Genomic DNA, 18122 nt, shown 5'->3' with positions numbered 1-18122 from the left:
GCTTATTAAATTAAGAAAGTAAATCAGCAAGTAACTTCATTTCTATATTGGGAGCATGTTTTTCATATAATATGGCATAAACAGCTCTGGCAATTGGCATATTCACTTTATGTATTTTATTGATTTGATGAATACAGTTCACAGCATAATACCCTTCTGCAACCATATTCATTTCTAATTGAGCTGATTTTACGGTATAACCTTTTCCAATCATATTTCCAAAAGTTCGATTACGACTAAATTGCGAATAGGAAGTCACCAATAAATCGCCTAGATAGGCTGATTCTTTTATATCACGAGTAATTGGATGAATGGCATCAACAAACCTGCTCATTTCTCTTATGGCATTAGAAATCAATACCGCCTGGAAATTATCTCCAAAGCCAACCCCATGACAAATGCCGCTAGCAACTGCATAAATATTTTTTAATACTGCACCATACTCTGTTCCATAAATATCATCACTGCTATTTGTTTTAATGTAACGGGTATTGATCATTTTTGCAAACCTACAAGCTAGGTTCAAGTCTTGTGAAGCAATGGTTAGGTAACTTAATTTTTCTAATGCAACTTCTTCGGCATGACAAGGCCCACTAATAACAATAATATCATTTAAAGGGATTTGATATTGTTGATGCATAAATTCGCCGATAATTTGATTCTCATCCGGAACAATACCCTTAATAGCAGATATGATTTTCTTACCCTTTAAATCATCTGCGGTAATTTCTTTTAATGATTGTTTCAAAAATGCAGCTGGTACATTCAATAAAACCATTTCAGCTGAAGCGATGGCTTTTTTAATATCAGTAAAAATATTTTCTGGCTTAACTTTAATCTCTACAGAAGATAAATAATTAGGATTATGATGGTATTTACAAATATGTTTAACGGCAGTTTCATCTCTCATCCACCAAAAAATTTCTTTCTCCGTTATATTATCCGATAACATTTTCACTATTGCAGTAGCCCAACTTCCCCCTCCAATAACTGCTATTTTATTTAAGCTATCCTTCATATTAAAATGATTGTACTATAAATTGGTGTTTTTAATTAGACTCTTGTAAATAAAAAAAGTCCCAATCTGAAAAATCAGATTGGGACAAAATAATCAATTTAAAATGATTTATTACTTCTTCTCTGGAGTAAATAATTTAGATTTATCAACCACTTCTACATCCATTTTATCCTTTAAAGTTTTAGAAATAGCAGCGTATGGTGCACTAACAACTTGTTGTCCAGGTTTTAATCCTGATAAAATAATTATATTCTGATCATCTTGAATGCCAGTTTTTACTTCAACTTGTTTCACTTTCCCAGCTTCCACAACAAACACATATTCTTTTGCTTTAGGCTTATTTTTGTCTTTTTTCTTATCGTCGTCAGCATTTTTTGGTGCATCAACCTTATTGTCCGCTTTTTTATCTTTATCGTCTTCTCTTATTGTTACAGATTGTATTGGAACTATCAAACCATTGGTTCGTTCTGTTTGAATATCTACCGTGGCAGACAATCCAGGGCGGAAAGGAGAATCAGAATTGCCTTTGTTTTTTAAATTATCGTACGAATCTTGCAAAATTCTAACTTTTACAGCGAAGTTGGTAACCTGATCTGCAGTAGTACCTACCACATTTGCAGAACTAGCAATCTCTGTTACTACACCTTTGAATTTTTTATCCATAAAAGCATCAACTTCAATAATTGCGGTATCTCCTAAACTTAAACGGTTAATATCGTTTTCATTTACATCAACATTTACTTCCATGCTACTTAGATTTGCAATGGTCATAATCTCGGTACCGCTCATTTGCGCAGTTCCAACCACTCGCTCTCCTTGCTCTACAGAAAGTTTTGACACGATACCATCAACAGGAGAGTAAATGCTTGTTCTAGCTAAGTTATCACTAGCTTCTTTAACTCCAGCACCAGATTGTTGCAAACCAAATTTTGCGCCTATTAAGCTTTGTTTTGCACTTTCAAGATTAGATTTTGAGGTTAAATATTCTGCTTGGGCCGCATCAAATTCTGAAGCAGAAATCACTTTATCCTTGTAAAGTGTCTGATTTCTTTTAAACCTTGCCTCAATGTTTTTTAAATTAGCTTCCGCAGTTACAATTTGTTGTTGAGCACTTGCAACTGTTGCTTTTTGTGCATTATAAGATGCAACCGTTCTATCATATCCTGATGCTAAAATATCTGGTTTAATACGGCAAAGTAACTGACCTTTCTTTACTGCATCACCTTCCTTTACGGTTAATTCTACAATTTCCCCAGAAACTTCTGGACTTAATTTAACTTCTACTTCCGGCTGTATCTTGCCACTAGCAGAAACGGTTTCCACAATGTCTTTTTGTTCAGATTTGGAGATAGCAACTTGCACTGCTTTGCTTTTTCCTATCCAGCCCATTTTATTGGCAATAATTGCTACCAACACTAAAACCCCAACTCCTATAAGTACATTTCTAAGCGTCTTGTTCATTTTATTATGATTATTTAATTTTGTTTAAATTTAAAGAGTTAATGGATTTCCTAAATAAAAGTCGATTACTTTTTGCCTAAAAATAACGTTGTATTTGGCTTGGATAAAATCAAATTCAGCCTTATTATAATTTGTTTGAGATGTATTTAATTCAATCACATTCACCAAACCTACTTCATAGCGTTGTTTGATAACATTAAACGCTTCTTTAGAAGATTCAAAAGCACTTTTAGTGGCATCATAACTTTTTATTGCAGATTTTAAATCTAATACTGCTTGACTAATAATTTTGTTTAAATTGTTTTTAGCCAATTGCTCTGATGCTTTTGCATTTTCATATCTGATTTTTGCAATGTTGTATGAAGACCTATTTCTGTAATTGTTGAAAATTGGAATGTTTAGATTAAATCCTAAAAATTGACCAAAATTTCTATTAGAGAATTGATCATAGAATGGTACTGCAACAGAACTAGAATAACCTGTAGATAAACCTCCACCAAAACTTAATGATGGATAAAGATTTCCTTTAGCTATTTTAATTCCATATTTAAAAGCTTCACTATTATATTCTGCAACCTTAATATCTGGATAATTACCAACTGCTTTTGTATAAACATCAAATCCAGTATAATCATTCTTTATATTTTCTGGGTCGTCAATTACCGGAACCTGAACGCTAATGTTTTGTTCAGGATTCATCTCCATCAATTGTTTAAGGTTTAAAAGAGATAATTCAAAGGCATTTTGCGCATTGGTTATACTTAATTCATTGTTAGCGACCTGAGCTTTTGACTGTGATAAATCTGCTTGGGTATTATTTCCAACATCAAAATTCCTTTGAGCCACATTTAATTGTTGGCTTGACAATTCGAATTGTTGTTGGCTAGCTTTTACTAGATCCTGATTATTTAAAATTTGTAAATAAGTATTTACAACTGAAAGAGATAAATCATTTTTTATTTTTTCTATGTTACTTTTATCCGACATTAAAAAAGATTTATTCTGCTTAATCTGATTCATTAATGTTCCACCGCCAAATAATAGAATAGAAGTATTTAAACCTCCCTGTAATTGATCAATAGTTGAATTAATCAATCTTAAAGATTGAGGATCTGAATAAAATCCAAATTGCCTTCTCGCAGAGAACGAAGAGGATACACTTGGGTATAATTCAAATTTAGATTGTTTTAAATTCTCATCAGTAATTGCAGCTTGGTATTGTGCTTGCCTAATTTGTAGATTATTTGCTAAGGTTTTTTCAACTGCTTGTTGCAAAGTAATTACCTCTGCCGTTTGGGCATTAGCGTTGTTACAAACGATTACTCCAAGTAAACAAAAGAATAATATTTTCAATTTCGAGTATTTCATTTTTTTTGATAATTCTTTCAGATTATAAATTTATATATACTTTAGTTCTTTCGGTTATGTATCTCGTAAAAACTCCTTTTCTTTTAAAAAAAATTTATCCTAAATCTCTTATTTGGAACAAAAGTCGAGATAAAAAAACCATTTTTCTCACTTTTGACGACGGACCTATACCAATTGTTACACCTTGGGTTTTAAAAACTTTAAAAAACTTTAATGCCAAAGCTACATTTTTTTGCATTGGAGATAATATTAGCAAACATCCTGAAATTTTTTCTCAGCTTAAAGCTGATGGACATGCCATTGGAAACCACACTTACAGTCATTTAAAAGGATGGGATTGCGAAGATGATGTTTATATTTCAAACTTTTTGAAGTGCCAGGAAATAACACAAACTAACTTGTTTAGACCTCCTTATGGAAGGATTAAGTTTTCTCAGATTAAATCGATTCAGAAACAAGAAAAAAGAGCCAAGAGCCAAGATAATTTGCAGAATACTCAATACTCAATTCTAAATAATCAATATACTATTATCATGTGGGATGTTTTAAGTGGCGATTTTGATCTGAAAATTTCACCAGAAAAATGCTTAAAAAATGTGATTAGGCATACCGAAAATGGTTCTATTGTAGTATTTCATGATAGTTTAAAAGCTTGGGAAAGATTAAAATATGTTTTACCTAGGGCTTTGGAATACTGGAAAAAGGAAGGGTATGAATTTGAAATATTGTAATATCAAAAAAAATTCAAATATTGTTTTTTTTCTAATACTTTTAAAATAAAAGAGGTTTTGGAAAAACCTCTTTTATTTAATATTTAGTTACTATGGTCTGTAAATAGCTCCAGTAGCAAAATCTACGGCTAAACCCGGAAGAAATAATAATATATCAGCAATTAAAGCACCTGTTCTGATTTCTCTTGAAGGCTGTCCTGCAGCTGGTTTTGTTCTTTGAGCATCAGTTACCTTACCACCAAATACAGTGGCACAGCTAGACATTGATAATAATAAAACTGCTAATGATAAGATTGATAATTGTTTTTTCATTTTGAATTAATGTTTGTGGTTAAATAATTTATATTAAAAGTTTAGCTAAAACTATTGTTGAAACAATAATAATAATTTAAAATCTAATATAATTATAAAAGTAAAAAAGCCTCCAAATTGGAGGCTTTCAAATAATTTATAAATTTAAAAACTATTGACCAGCAGCTTTTTTATGATCAGCTAAAAACTGAGCTAAACCGCTATCAGTTAAAGGATGTTTCAACAAACCTAATATTGAACTCAGGGGACCAGTCATAACATCAGCACCAATTTTAGCACACTCTACAATATGAACTGTATTTCTAATAGAAGCTGCTAAAATCTCAGTCTCATAACCGTAATTATCAAAAATTAAACGGATATCCTCAATTAAACCAAAACTATCTGCGCCTATATCATCTAAACGACCTAAAAATGGAGAAACATAATTTGCTCCAGCTTTTGCAGCTAATAATGCCTGACCTGCAGAAAAAATCAAAGTGCAATTGGTTCTTATTCCTTTATCACTAAAATATTTTAGAGCCTTAACACCATCCTTAGTCATAGGTATTTTAACCACTATCTTATCATCCAATGCTGCAAGTGCTTCACCTTCTTTAATCATCCCTTCAAAATCAATAGAGATCACTTCTGCACTCACATTATCATCTACAATTGCGCAAATATCCTTGTAATGTTGCATTACATTTTTATCTCCACTAATTGCTTCTTTAGCCATTAAACTTGGGTTGGTAGTTACACCATCTAATACACCTAAATCTTGAGCTTCTCTAATTTGATCAAGGTTTGCGGTATCGATAAAAAATTTCATAATTCTTTTAATTAATGTGATAATTAGTTGATTTGATTATTTGTCAATTATTTGCTAGGTTATAGAACTAGCAATTATTTTGATTCATTTAATATTTAACACTCAATAAGTTTACCATTCTTTTCCAAAGATAAATGAATATTTACAAAATGACAGGAATTGAACAGTCTTTTTATGAATGTTGTGTGAAGCAAAAAGAAAATTTGATTTTTTAAAAGAGAATAAAAAAGTGGGTTAGCCCCTCCTATCGCACCGCTACAACCTCTTACCCTTGCTGCGTTCCCACCCTGGGGGAGTTCAGAAGGAGCTGGTCGTAGAAGACTAACCCGCTGCAAAGGTATCATTTTTTAACATTTTCTTAAACATGATTTTAAACTAGATGCTAAAACCCTGATTTTCATTTAAAAATATTTTATTTCTTCTTTTTCTTTCTTGTTAAAGCATCAATTTCTGCATCTTTTATTAACGATTTCCAATCATTTAAGTTAGCATCAGAAATAGCTAAAGTTTCTTCATATTCCGTTTTTTTGAGCGCCATTGTTTTAATAGGTTGCGTTAAGTAACTTTCAATTTCCTCTAAAATTGGTTTCTCTTCTTCGCTGCAAAAAGAAACAGCATTTCCCCTATTATTTCCCCTTCCGGTTCTCCCAATTCTATGAACATAATTTTCTGCAACATCAGGTAAATCATAATTAATTACATATTGTACACCTTTAACATCCAAACCTCTAGCGCTAATATCCGTTGCGATTAAAACTTTAACTTTTCCTTCCCTAAAATCTTCCAAAACAGAAAAACGAGCTTCTTGTTCTTTATCGCCATGCAAAGTTGCGGTAACAATATCAACACGTTCCATAGCTTTAAAAACCCTTTCTGCCCTTACTTTTGTACGCACAAAAACCAATATTTTTTTATCTGGATGTTCTTTTATAATGCGCTCTAAAAAGAAACGTTTATCATCCATCGCAACATAAACCACTCCATGATCTACATTTTTAGAAACCGGATCCTTAGGTGAAATCTGGATTCTTACAGGCTTGCTTACTAATGCATAAGCTAAATCCTTAATGTTCTCATCAATAGTTGCAGAGAAAAAAAGCGTTTGACGTCGTCTTGGTAAGAACTGTATTAAATGCTGAATATCTTGATAAAAACCTTTATTTAACATATGATCTGCCTCATCTAAAACTAAAAAATCTATCTTTTTCAAATTTAAATGACCTTTATGTACCAAATCCTGAATTCTTCCAGGAGTAGCAATTAACACATCTACACCTTTTCTTAATTTTTCTACCTGAGGTTCAATATCTACACCACCAATTATAGAAATCGTTTCTATGTCTGTATATTTCCCTAATTCATTAAAAACTTGTTCAATTTGTAAAGCAAGTTCTCTGGTTGGCACCATTACAACAGCTTTTACATTTTGATCTGGATTACGACGAATATCAGACTGCAACATACTAATCAAAGGAATGGCGAAAGCAGCAGTTTTACCTGTTCCTGTTTGTGCAATTGCCAAAATATCCTGACCAGATAATATTTGAGGAATAGATTTAAATTGTATATCAGTTGGCTTTTTATAATCCAACTCTTCTAAAGCCTTTTTTAATTGAGGAACAATATGATACTTGCTAAACTTCATTGGGCGGTAAAGATAAGCATAAGAAAATATAAGGTTTTGTTTTTTTGAAGCAGAAAGGTTAATCGGTTTTAACGAAGCTGGTTCCCGCTATACACTCATACGCACACAAGGCATTAATCACAAGCCTGTATCCGCTGCTATCGGGGCTAAAAACTTTGGTTTTTCTGTAATTAATTCTTGAATTTCATTTTCCATTTTAAAAGGTGCGTTAACGATTGAAGCGACATCCTTTTTGTCCTCCGGCTGGCGGACAAAAAGATATAGCGAAAAGCGTGTCAAAACGCCCAAATAAATAATTTCAAAAATCAATCATAATAAATTTGATATAAAATTTAAAAATCACATCAATTAATACATAAAAAAAAGTATTGTTGTAATATTTATCCGCAAATTGTATCTAATTACAAATCAAAACCATATTTATGTTAAAAGTTAGCCATATAGTTAAAGAATATGCCAAACATCGGGCTTTAGACGATGTAAGTTTAGAGGTAGAAACAGGGACAATCTTTGGATTACTGGGACCAAATGGAGCTGGAAAAACTTCTTTAATAAGAATCATTAACCAAATAACTGGACCAGATGAAGGAGAAGTTTTTTTTCATGGAGAAAAATTGAACCAGAATCACATTAATAAAATAGGTTATCTGCCAGAAGAACGTGGACTTTACAAAAAAATGGAGATTGGCGAACAAATGCTCTATTTAGCCCAATTAAAAGGTTTAAGCCGAACAGAAGCAGCCAAAAGAATAAAATTTTGGTTCGAAAAAATGGGAATGCAGGATTGGTGGAAGAAAAAAGTAGAAGACCTTTCTAAAGGAATGCAGCAAAAAGTACAGTTTGTGGCCACCGTTTTACATGAACCGGAGTTGATTATTTTAGATGAACCTTTTTCGGGATTTGATCCTGTAAATGCAGAAATTATTAAGGATGAGATTCTAGAACTTAATAAAAAAGGATCTACAATCATATTTTCTACGCATAGAATGGAATCTGTAGAATTATTATGTAACCACATTGCTTTGCTTAATAAATCTCATAAAATATTGGATGGCAGCGTAAAATCAATTAAAAATGCTTATCGCAATAATACTTTTTATTTGGAAACAACTAAATCATTTGACATCGCTAATCTTAAAACTTTTGAATTGCTAAACTCAGAAAAATCTGATGAAGGAGAAAAGATAAAAATTAAATTAAAAGATGGTTTTAGCACTAATGATGTACTTTCTGAATTGATTCCGTTAACAGGAATTAATTATTTAGAGGAAGTAATACCCACCATCAACGATATATTTATTGAAAAAGTTAAACAGTTAAACTAAAAAAACCATGAATAAAGTTTTCCTTATTATACAAAGAGAATATTTGAGTCGTGTTAAAAAAAAATCTTTTTTAATCATGACTTTTTTAGTGCCATCATTATTTTTAGCCATGATATTTTTAGTAGGCTATTTATCAAAAAAAGGAGATGACAGTAAAAAAGAATTTAAAGTATTGGATCAGTCTGGCATTTTTCAAAATCAGCTTATCAATTCATCAACATTAAATTTCACCTATTTAGATGGCGATTATGCAAAAGCAAAAAAGGATATAAGAAAAGATGAAAATGCATATTTGTTGTATATCCCGTCAGATTATTCAAAAACGGGTAACACCGAAATAATTTCAGAAAAAAAGCCTGGATTTGCCGTTGTAGATGATATTGAAACCCAGATGGAAACCATTTTACGAAATAAAAAATTGATAGCTGCGGGAATTGATACTGCGGTTTTAAACAGTTCTAAAGCTAAAGTTTCTATAAATGCTAAGCAACTAACAGATGAAGGAGAAAAAGATGCAAGTATAGGAGCGACTTTTATTGTAGGTTTTGTAAGTGCATTTTTAATTTATCTTTCCTTATTTATTTATGGCGCACAAGTAATGCGTGGCGTAATAGAAGAAAAAACCAATAGAATTATTGAAGTTATTGTTTCTTCTGTAAAGCCTTTCCAACTCATGCTAGGTAAAATTTTGGGAATTGGTGCAGTAGGTTTAACTCAATTTTTATTGTGGATTATTTTAAGTACCAGTTTGTCTACTTTAGCGGCAGGTTATTTTTCTAAAGATGATGATGGAAAAGCGAAGATTGAACAAGTAAGTAAAGGTACACAAGGTCAAGAAATGACAAAAGTTGCATCCTCTAATAATAAAATACAAGATTTATTAAAAGCAGCAGATACTATAAACTTTCCTTATATCATCTCCACATTTTTCTTTTACTTTTTAGGAGGTTACCTTTTATACAGTGCATTATTTGCGGCGGTTGGTTCGGCAGTTGATAATGAGACAGAAACCCAGCAATTTATGCTGCCCATAACGCTTCCGCTGATTTTTACTTTTATTTTAGGAATGAATGTTATCGTCAATAATCCTGATAGCACATTATCATTTTGGTTATCAATTATTCCTTTCACCTCCCCTATTGCGATGATGATTCGTATACCTTTTGGTGTACCTGGATGGCAGATTGCATTATCAATGGCGCTATTAATTATCGGATTCATTTTTACTACCTGGGTAGCTTCAAGAATTTACAGAGTTGGAATTTTAATGTACGGTAAAAAAGTAACCTATAAAGAATTGGCTAAATGGTTTAGTTATAAAGAGTAGGAATAATTTTAAAAAACCTTTTAATAAAAGATACCAAGAATTGGTATCTTTATTAAAATTTAAACAAATGGCTAAGAATACATCCATACTTTTAGGTGATTATTTTGATAAATTTATCACGAAACAAGTTGAGACAGGACGTTTTAATTCTGCGAGCGAAGTTGTAAGAACTGCTTTGAGAGTTTTCGAATCTCAAGAAATTAAAAAGTCAGAATTGATTAAAGAATTAGAAATCGGAGAAAAATCTGGTTTTATAGAAGATTTTGATAAAAATCAATTCATAAAAAATCTTCATAAAAATCATTTAAGCAATGACCTATAAGTTAAGTCGGAAAGCTTCAAATGATATTGAAAACATCTGGATTTACACTTTAAAAGAATGGTCAATTAAACAAGCTGATAGGTATATTAAATTGATTTTTGAAGAAATTGAATATTTAGCTAAAAATCCAAATTCAGGAAAAGACTATGGATATGTTAGAGAAAACTACAGATTTTCTAAAGTGAAATCTCACATCATTTTTTATAGACATTCTACAATTGATAGTAAAATAGAAATTATTAGAATCTTACATCAAGAAATGGACATCGAAAATAGACTAGAAGATTAGAAAAAACAACAATCTAAAATTTACTAGATTTTTTATTATGCCTTCAAAAACTAAAGCCGTTATAGACATCGGAACCAACACTTTCCATTTATTGATTGCAGAAGTTGATGATTTAAACAATATAAAAGTCATCCATAAAAATACAATTCCTGTAAAGTTGGGCGAAGGTGGTGTAAATAAAGGATACATTGCAGAAGCTGCTTACCAAAGAGGAATTGATGCTTTAATTTTATTTAGAAAAGAATTAGATGAATTTAATATAGAAGACGTTTTTGCAACAGCAACAGCTGCTGTGAGGGATGCAAATAATGGTCAACAATTTATTGATGAGGCTTATCAAAAAGCCAATATCAAAATTACCTTAATTGATGGTTTAAAAGAGGCGACATATATTTATAATGGAGCAAAAGGAGCAGGCGTTTTAAATAGTGAAACTGCTTTAATTATGGATATTGGTGGTGGAAGTGTAGAATTTATTATCTGCAATCATCAAGAAATTTTCTTTAAAAACAGTTATCAGTTAGGTGCAGCCAGATTACTGGCAGATTTTTATCAAAACGATAATGCCATTTCTAAAGAAACCTTAACCAATCTCGAAAATCATTTTAAAAATAAAACTCCGGATTTATTTAAGGCTATTGAAAAATATCAACCTAAAGAATTGATTGGCACCGCTGGTTCTTTTGACTCTTTTGCAACTATGATGGCTATAAAAAAAAATGAAAGCTTTAATGCTTCAACCCAACGTGATTATCATTTTGATTTTAATCAATTTATGAATTTAATAACACAAGTTATTAAAAGTACTCATCAAGAACGGGTGGAAATGAATGGATTGATTCCTTTACGGATAGATATGATTTTAATGGCTGCTATCTTAACCAATTATACCATTGTCAATGGAAAAATAGAAAAAGTGACAACCTGCACTTATTCTTTAAAGGAAGGCTTGATTTTATCTTAAAAACTTATAAAATAAAAATCCTGTTTACCGGCCGATAAACAGGATCAATAAGATGTAGAAAAATTATTTACCTAATGAAGCCAAAACTTCATTGTTTTTTCTTACTTGGTTATTTTTAGGTTCTACAGAACGGCTACCATTTTCAACATTTGTAGCATTCTTAAGAAATTGTACTTCCAAGCGAGAAACTGTTTTATTTCTTCTGTCTTTTCTTTTTAAACGAGTTACTGCCATGACTTTTTATTTTTATTAAATTTTTAAACGAGGTCGAGAGCGGATTCGAACCGCTGTAGAAGGTTTTGCAGACCTCTGCCTAGCCACTCGGCCACTCGACCATTTTCCTTTTAAGGATTGCAAAAATAGTAAAATTTTAATAGAAGGCAACTTATTTAAACATATTTCTACGTATTTCGGCACAACAAATTGCTGCAGAAATACTCACATTTAAGGATTCTGTTGCTTCACCACCTGGAATCGTTATCGCTTTGCTAATAAATGGTTTAAGTTCTTCTGATATTCCATTTCCCTCATTCCCAAAAATCAAATATCCTTTTTGTAAAAAATTAGTTTTAAAAATATTAGCACCATCTAATAAAGCTCCATAAACAGGTAAAGTATTTTTACTCAATAAAATACCTAAATCATTATAAACAACTCTAATCCTTGCCAAAGAACCCATGCTGGCTTGTACTACTTTTGGGTTGTAAACGTCAACCGTATCTATGGAGCAAATTATATTTTTAAATCCAAACCAATCAGCAGTTCTAATAATAGTTCCCATATTTCCGGGGTCTTGTATTCCATCCAAAACAATTACTAAATCGTTAACCTTTTCAACATCAAAATCTATACTTTTAGGAATTTCAAAAACGGCTAAAACACCTTGAGGATTTTGCAAAACACTTATTTTTTGCAATTCATTTATACTAACTTCAAAAACTTTCTGTTTATGAGATAATTTAGGCAATTTTGGGACAAATTCTGGAACTATATAAATAGAATACAACACAAAACTAGAATTTAAGAATTCTGTTACTGCTTTAATTCCTTCAACAAAAAAGAGATTGTTTTCTTTACGAAACTTTTTTTGATGAAGTGATTTTACTAAACTTATTTGAGACTTTGAAAGCATATATATCCTATCCTTTTGCAATAATACTACTTTTTACTTTTATAGCTATAGGCTGTAAGTCTACAAAAAGGTTAGATAAAACCCAATCATTAGTTACCCGTTTAGAGGTTAATGGTGTAAATAATCAATTTGCAGAACAAGCAAAAGATTTTGTTGCATTAGAAGTAAGACCAAACTCTAGGTTTAACTTATGGTTTTATAATACGTTTAATAAAAAAGGAAACAAAAAACTGGGTGAAGCCCCGCATATATTAGATAGTACCTTAGTTGAGGCCTCAAGATTACAAATTGAAAAATTCTTAACTATAAAAGGTTATTTAAATGCTAAAGTGACAGATAGCATTCATATAAAAAATAAAAAAGCCTCTGTAATCTATAATGCTATTTTAGGTACTGAGTTTAAGTTTAGAAATGTTTCTTTTGAAATTCCTGATAGTGCTGTCAAAAATTTATACCTCGCCAACAGACAAAGTTTTACTAAAATAGATTCTGGAAAACGTTATGATACAGATAGTTTGGCTTATGAAAGGGAACAAATTTATCAATTAATGAAGAAAAACGGTTATTACGATTATGTACGCCAGTATATGAGACCAACTGTTGACACCAATTTTAATAAAGGTGTTGCTGATGTTAAAATTGCCATTTTAAATCCTCCAGATCAGCCAAAACATTACACATATACCTTAAAAGACACTTATATTAGGATACAACCAAGTAGTGGAATTATTACAAAAGGAATGACCAGAGATTCTGTAGTCTTAGATTCTCAATATCACTTTTTTGATTATTCTAAATTTTTTAAACCTAAAAAACTGAAAACTTACATTTTCCTTAAAAAGGGAGATTTGTATAATATAGATAACTCAGAACTTACCACTCAGCGTTTTTTTGACATGAATGCCTTTAGAGGTATAAGTGTTGATTATAGAAAAGTTGGAGATAGTACGGATAGAACTTTAGCAGGTTTAATTGATATTGTTCCACTAAAGAAAAAATCTAATCGTCTTGAAGGGGAATATACTTTTAACTCAAGTATTACAGGAATAAACTTAGGCGTTACTTACCAAAATAGAAATATTTTTGGCGGTGCCGAGTTGTTTGAAATTAAATTAAGGGGTGGTTTACAATTTGATAAAAAATTGTCTGGAAATTTATCAGATCGCTTATTGAGCAGAGATTATCAAGTTGGAGTTAGTTTAAGTTTTCCAAGGTTAATTACTCCATTTAATTTTCCAGATCTTGGAGAAAACGGTATTCCGCGTACTAGAATTGGGACAAGCTATCAAATATATAAACTTCAAGACAATTACCTGAGGAGAAGCTTGGGAGCCAATTTAACCTATGATTGGGTAGAAACTAAAAACAAATTACATTCTTTTACTCCAATAAATATCCAGTATTCTTTAGCTGATATTAACCCTATTTTGGTGCAGAATTTAATAGATCAAGGAAATGCCTTTTTCTTATTTACTTTACGCTCTCAAATTATATCAAGCAGTTTATATAGTTACACTTTAAATCTCTCTAAACTAACAACTTATAGTAATTTTACTTTCTTTTCAGGTAATGCTGAGATTGGGGGAAATTCTGCCGCTTTAGTAAGTCAATTAAGTAAAAAAACAAATAGTGATGGGCAAAATACACTCTTTGGAGTGCCATATTATCAATTTGCAAAATTAGAGCCGGATGTTAGGTTTTATAAATCTTTAGGAGGAGAGAAACAATTAATTTTAAGGTTAAATCCAGGTATTGGCTATTCTTATGGAAATGTACTTTCATTACCCTTCGAAAAGCAATTTTTTGCAGGCGGATCAACTGGAGTTAGAGCGTGGCAAGCTAGAACTTTAGGTCCAGGAAACTATAACCGATCAAGTTTAGCTAGCGATTCTGTAAGAAGAAATTTAAGGAATTTGGATCAATTAGGAGATATCAAATTTGAGGGTAACTTGGAATATCGTTTTAAGCTATTAGATAATTTTATTGGTGCTAAAGTTAAAGGAGCAACATTTATAGATTTTGGAAATATTTACCAACTTAGAGATAACGGTTTAGCTGGTGGCCAAATAAAATTAAATAAACTATTTGATCAAACCGCTATAGGCGCTGGTTTTGGTTTAAGGTTTGATGTATCTTTCTTTGTTTTTAGATTAGACGCTGGTTTTAAGTTTAAAGATCCACAGTTTAGCGGATCAGATCAATATGTTTATAAATATTGGTTTAATAAAAGTGAGAAAAAAGCTTTTAGAAATAATTATGCAATAACAAACGGACCCGATAGATATTCACTTTCACAGATCCAGTTTGGTATAGGCTTACCTTTTTAAGATTATAACATATAAACGTTAATAGAATCTATTTATTTAACATTCTAATGGATATATTTTAATTCGGATTTTCATGCAACTCACTTTTATACTGATAGTTGCTAAAAAATGATAATTAAAACTAACTATTTTTTGGTATTTCTCAATTTAAGTTCCCAAATGGCTATATTATTGCTATTTTACTGTCATGATAAAGCTATTATTCCTTTTTGGAGCTGACAAGATCTCTTACGACCAAATTACACATTTAGAAAAATCTGCTCCTAACCTTATTATTTATGCTATTCCAATAATGGGTATTCTTACTCTTTTAGAGATTTATTTCTCTCATAAAAAAGAGAAAAACAACTATCCATTAAAAGAAACATTAGGCTCTACATTTGTTGGTTTAGGAAATGTGGCTTTAGGATTATTAGTTAAAATAGGGTTATTATATGCAGCAATTTGGATTTATAATTTGGTGCCTTGGCGAATGGAACTTAATTGGTGGATGTTAATTCCGTGTTATTTATTGTTTGATTTATGCAGTTACTGGTCACATAGAATTTCTCATGAGAACCGTTTTTTTTGGGCAACACATATCGTTCATCATCGGCCGAAAACTATAATCTTTCAGTATCTTTTAGATTGAGTTGGGTTCAAAATATTAAAACAATATTTTTTTTACCAGTATTCTTCCTAGGGTTCCATCCCGTAGTAATATTTGTAGTTAGCCAAGCAAGCGTTTTATTTCAGTTTTGGGTTCATACTGAATACATCAAAAAATTACCTTATGTTTTTGAATATCTTTTAGCTACACCATCTAACCATAGAGTACATCATGGTACTCAAGAAAAATATTTAGATAAAAATTATGCTGCAACTTTTATTTTTTGGGATAGGATGTTTGGCACTTATCAAAAAGAAGAAGAAAGGCCAGATTATGGATTAACAAATAAAATTGGTGATCGGTTTAACCCAATATTTTTAAATTTTCATGAATATCACGATATGATTAAAGATGTTAAGAATGCTGGGAGTTTAAAAAAGAAACTATTCTTTATTTTTGGTAGCCCTTTAAAAATTTATCAAGAAAAAAATAAGAGTGAATTAAAAACTGTATAAAATTACATACAAATTAAATCTCTGACTTTCGTAATAACTGCTGTATTAACCCCACAGGGCTTTGGCATTATAATTTCATATGAGTCATTAAATCAAAAACGAATATTATGAAAAAGTTAATGAGCATAATTTTAGTAGCTGCATCACTTGCGGCTTGTAATAATAAATATAAAGCTAGTTCTGATGATAGAGCTGACTCCATTAAAATGATGAAGGATAGCCTAAGTTTAGATAGCTTTAAAAGAGCTGAAGCTGAAAAAGTTAAGGCAAAAGAAGAAGTTGAAACAAAAACAGTGGTAGTAAACCATTATGATACTCCTGGACAAACCTCAACAACGACAACAACAACCCAAAAAAAGGGATGGAGTTCTGCAGCTAAAGGTGCAGTAATTGGCGGTGCAGCTGGTGCTGTTGGAGGTGCTTTAATTGACAAAAAATCTGGAAGAGGCGCAATCATTGGTGGCGCAACTGGTGCTGGTGCTGGTTATTTAATTGGCAGAGATAAAGATAAAAAAACAGGGAGAGCTGATTAATACTTAGCTAAATAAATATTTTAAGGTCATTAGGTAAATCTAATGACCTTTTTTATGCACATTTAGCTTGTTTTTACGTTTGTTTATTTATTTTACATTTGTAGCTATTATCAATGGCTTAAAATTCCTTTAAACAATGGCAAAAACTAAATATTATTTTAACTCACAAACGCTAAAATACGAGAAAGTTAAGATTAATTTAGGAAATAAATTTTTAAAAGTATTAGGTTTTGTTTCTACTGCTTTAGTTTTCTCATTTATAATAATCGCTTTTGCATATACTTTTTTAGACTCACCAAAAGAAAAGCAATTAAAGAGAGAGATTAGTGAGTTAAGTTTCCAATATGATATTTTGAATAAACGAATGAAGCAGGTAAATGGTGTAATGAAAGATTTACAGCAAAGGGATGATAATATTTACAGGGTAATTTTTGAAGCAGAACCCATTCCATTAGAAGTTAGAAATGCTGGTTTTGGAGGAATTAACAGATATAAAAATTTAGAAAATTATGATTATTCTGATTTAATGATAGAAACTACCAAAAAATTAGATATCATTTCTAAACAATTATATGTGCAGTCTAAATCTTATGATGAATTAGCAAAGGCTGTTAATTCTAAAAGTAAAATGATGGCTTCTATTCCTGCAATTGAGCCTATTGATAGTAGAAAATTAAGTTCAATTTCTGGTTTTGGATATCGAATGCACCCTATCTATAAAATTAGGAAAATGCATGATGGGATGGATTTTGCATCTCCAATTGGTACACCAATATATGCAACAGGAGATGGGATTATAGTAGCAGTAGGCCAAGAGCGAGGTTATGGGAATAGGGTAATGATTAACCATGGTTATGGTTATGTAACCAAATATGCTCACATGAGTAAATTTAAAGTGCGCACCGGACAAAGAATTAAACGGGGAGATGTGATTGGTTACGTTGGTAATACTGGAGCTTCTACTGGTCCACATTGCCACTATGAAGTTTATAAAAGTGGTAAACCTATAAATCCAATTAACTTCTTTTTCAATGACCTATCTCCGGCAGAGTACATGGTTATGTTAGAAGTGGCATCACAAGAAAATCAATCATTAGACTAAATTTTAATGGCATACAAAGAAAAAGAAATCAATAAGTTATACTACCCTATTGGCGAAGTAGCTGAGATGTTTCAAGAAAATACCTCTTTGATCCGATTTTACGAAAAAGAGTTTGATATTTTACAACCTAAAAAAAATGCAAAAGGCAATAGGTTGTTTAGACCAGAAGATATAGAAAATCTTAAAATTATTTTTAATTTGATTAAGGATAAAGGCTATACTTTACAAGGAGCAAAAGATTTTTTAAAGAAAAACAAGAACGAAGCCTTAGAGCAGCAAAAAGTGATTGTATCACTAGAAAAGATAAAATCTTTTATGCTGGAACTTAGAGAACAATTATAAATTATTTTA

At 31.1% G+C, this 18122-nt stretch carries 19 protein-coding genes, 1 tRNA gene, 1 other RNA gene and 1 pseudogene; 11 read left to right on the top strand and 11 right to left on the bottom strand.

Annotation, left to right across the window (positions count from 1 at the left end; genetic code table 11):
- Nucleotides 1–10: 10 nt before the first annotated feature.
- The 3 genes from A5893_RS09210 to A5893_RS09200 all read right to left on the bottom strand — a co-directional run bounded on the left by A5893_RS09210 (nucleotide 11) and on the right by A5893_RS09200 (nucleotide 3847).
- Nucleotides 11–1018 (bottom strand): NAD(P)H-dependent glycerol-3-phosphate dehydrogenase, encoded by a 1008-nt coding sequence (locus A5893_RS09210; RefSeq protein ID WP_068822275.1) that lies wholly within the window; start codon nucleotides 1016–1018, stop codon nucleotides 11–13.
- A gap of 111 nt (nucleotides 1019–1129) precedes the next feature.
- A complete protein-coding gene (locus A5893_RS09205; protein ID WP_068822274.1) occupies nucleotides 1130–2479 on the bottom strand; it encodes an efflux RND transporter periplasmic adaptor subunit in 1350 nt (449 codons plus the stop codon).
- 30 nt (nucleotides 2480–2509) lie between these two features.
- Nucleotides 2510–3847, bottom strand: coding sequence for a TolC family protein (locus A5893_RS09200; RefSeq protein ID WP_068822273.1), 1338 nt, complete (start codon nucleotides 3845–3847; stop codon nucleotides 2510–2512).
- 56 nt (nucleotides 3848–3903) lie between these two features.
- Here A5893_RS09200 and A5893_RS09195 point away from each other — a divergent pair, with 56 nt between their 5' ends.
- On the top strand, nucleotides 3904–4578 hold the full coding sequence (locus A5893_RS09195; protein WP_068822272.1) for a polysaccharide deacetylase family protein: 675 nt from the start codon (nucleotides 3904–3906) through the stop codon (nucleotides 4576–4578).
- A 90-nt stretch (nucleotides 4579–4668) separates the two neighbouring features.
- Here the strand turns inward: A5893_RS09195 and A5893_RS09190 are convergent, their stop codons facing one another.
- From A5893_RS09190 to A5893_RS09170, 5 genes are all read right to left on the bottom strand, one after another.
- Nucleotides 4669–4890: a hypothetical protein gene (locus A5893_RS09190; RefSeq protein WP_068822271.1), complete on the bottom strand. Its 222-nt coding sequence runs from the start codon at nucleotides 4888–4890 to the stop codon at nucleotides 4669–4671.
- 151 nt (nucleotides 4891–5041) lie between these two features.
- A complete protein-coding gene (fsa, locus tag A5893_RS09185) occupies nucleotides 5042–5701 on the bottom strand; it encodes a fructose-6-phosphate aldolase (RefSeq protein ID WP_068822270.1) in 660 nt (219 codons plus the stop codon).
- 234 nt (nucleotides 5702–5935) lie between these two features.
- Nucleotides 5936–6029: signal recognition particle sRNA small type (gene ffs, locus A5893_RS09180), an RNA gene on the bottom strand.
- 84 nt (nucleotides 6030–6113) lie between these two features.
- Entirely contained in the window at nucleotides 6114–7346 is a 1233-nt protein-coding gene (locus A5893_RS09175) for a DEAD/DEAH box helicase (protein ID WP_068822269.1), read from the bottom strand.
- Between the two features lie 117 nt (nucleotides 7347–7463).
- Entirely contained in the window at nucleotides 7464–7655 is a 192-nt protein-coding gene (locus tag A5893_RS09170) for a hypothetical protein (RefSeq protein ID WP_068822268.1), read from the bottom strand.
- 113 nt (nucleotides 7656–7768) lie between these two features.
- Here A5893_RS09170 and A5893_RS09165 point away from each other — a divergent pair, with 113 nt between their 5' ends.
- The 5 genes from A5893_RS09165 (at nucleotide 7769) to A5893_RS09145 (ending at nucleotide 11573) form a co-directional block, all read left to right on the top strand.
- A complete protein-coding gene (locus A5893_RS09165; RefSeq protein WP_068822267.1) occupies nucleotides 7769–8671 on the top strand; it encodes an ABC transporter ATP-binding protein in 903 nt (300 codons plus the stop codon).
- A 7-nt stretch (nucleotides 8672–8678) separates the two neighbouring features.
- A complete protein-coding gene (locus A5893_RS09160; RefSeq protein ID WP_068822266.1) occupies nucleotides 8679–9998 on the top strand; it encodes an ABC transporter permease in 1320 nt (439 codons plus the stop codon).
- Nucleotides 9999–10065: 67 nt separating this feature from the next.
- Entirely contained in the window at nucleotides 10066–10320 is a 255-nt protein-coding gene (locus A5893_RS09155) for a type II toxin-antitoxin system ParD family antitoxin (protein WP_068822549.1), read from the top strand.
- Nucleotides 10310–10609, top strand: a complete 300-nt coding sequence (locus A5893_RS09150; protein ID WP_068822265.1) for a type II toxin-antitoxin system RelE/ParE family toxin — start codon at nucleotides 10310–10312, stop codon at nucleotides 10607–10609. Before A5893_RS09155 ends, A5893_RS09150 begins: the two co-directional genes overlap by 11 nt.
- Nucleotides 10610–10646: 37 nt before the next feature.
- Nucleotides 10647–11573: a Ppx/GppA phosphatase family protein gene (locus A5893_RS09145; protein ID WP_068822264.1), complete on the top strand. Its 927-nt coding sequence runs from the start codon at nucleotides 10647–10649 to the stop codon at nucleotides 11571–11573.
- Nucleotides 11574–11636: 63 nt separating this feature from the next.
- On the opposite strand, the gene A5893_RS09140 is transcribed toward A5893_RS09145, so the two are convergent.
- The 3 genes from A5893_RS09140 to A5893_RS09130 form a co-directional block, all read right to left on the bottom strand.
- Nucleotides 11637–11807 (bottom strand): spore protein, encoded by a 171-nt coding sequence (locus A5893_RS09140; RefSeq protein ID WP_068822263.1) that lies wholly within the window; start codon nucleotides 11805–11807, stop codon nucleotides 11637–11639.
- A 30-nt stretch (nucleotides 11808–11837) separates the two neighbouring features.
- Nucleotides 11838–11908 (bottom strand) — tRNA-Cys (locus tag A5893_RS09135).
- 50 nt (nucleotides 11909–11958) lie between these two features.
- Nucleotides 11959–12705 (bottom strand): TrmH family RNA methyltransferase, encoded by a 747-nt coding sequence (locus A5893_RS09130; RefSeq protein ID WP_068822262.1) that lies wholly within the window; start codon nucleotides 12703–12705, stop codon nucleotides 11959–11961.
- Between A5893_RS09130 and tamL the strand changes: the two genes are divergently transcribed.
- The 5 genes and pseudogenes from tamL to A5893_RS09105 all read left to right on the top strand — a co-directional run bounded on the left by tamL (nucleotide 12696) and on the right by A5893_RS09105 (nucleotide 18113).
- Nucleotides 12696–15032: a translocation and assembly module lipoprotein TamL gene (gene tamL, locus A5893_RS09125; protein ID WP_068822261.1), complete on the top strand. Its 2337-nt coding sequence runs from the start codon at nucleotides 12696–12698 to the stop codon at nucleotides 15030–15032. The genes A5893_RS09130 and tamL overlap by 10 nt on opposite strands.
- Before the next feature lie 187 nt (nucleotides 15033–15219).
- Nucleotides 15220–16136 (top strand): annotated as a pseudogene (locus A5893_RS18300) (sterol desaturase family protein).
- Nucleotides 16137–16243: 107 nt separating this feature from the next.
- Nucleotides 16244–16669 carry a YMGG-like glycine zipper-containing protein gene (locus A5893_RS09115; RefSeq protein WP_068822260.1) on the top strand — a complete coding sequence of 142 codons (426 nt, stop codon included), beginning with the start codon at nucleotides 16244–16246 and terminating at the stop codon, nucleotides 16667–16669.
- Between the two features lie 136 nt (nucleotides 16670–16805).
- The gene (locus A5893_RS09110) at nucleotides 16806–17771 is read left to right on the top strand and encodes a M23 family metallopeptidase (protein WP_068822259.1); all 966 of its coding nucleotides are present in this window, start codon (nucleotides 16806–16808) and stop codon (nucleotides 17769–17771) included.
- 6 nt (nucleotides 17772–17777) lie between these two features.
- Nucleotides 17778–18113: a MerR family transcriptional regulator gene (locus A5893_RS09105; protein WP_068822258.1), complete on the top strand. Its 336-nt coding sequence runs from the start codon at nucleotides 17778–17780 to the stop codon at nucleotides 18111–18113.
- The last annotated feature ends 9 nt before the right edge of the window (nucleotides 18114–18122 follow it).

The organism is Pedobacter psychrophilus (assembly GCF_001652725.1).
GTDB lineage: Bacteria > Bacteroidota > Bacteroidia > Sphingobacteriales > Sphingobacteriaceae > Pseudopedobacter > Pseudopedobacter psychrophilus.
Note: the sequence above shows the minus strand (reverse complement) of the source record. Positions and strands in the feature narration are given on the sequence as shown.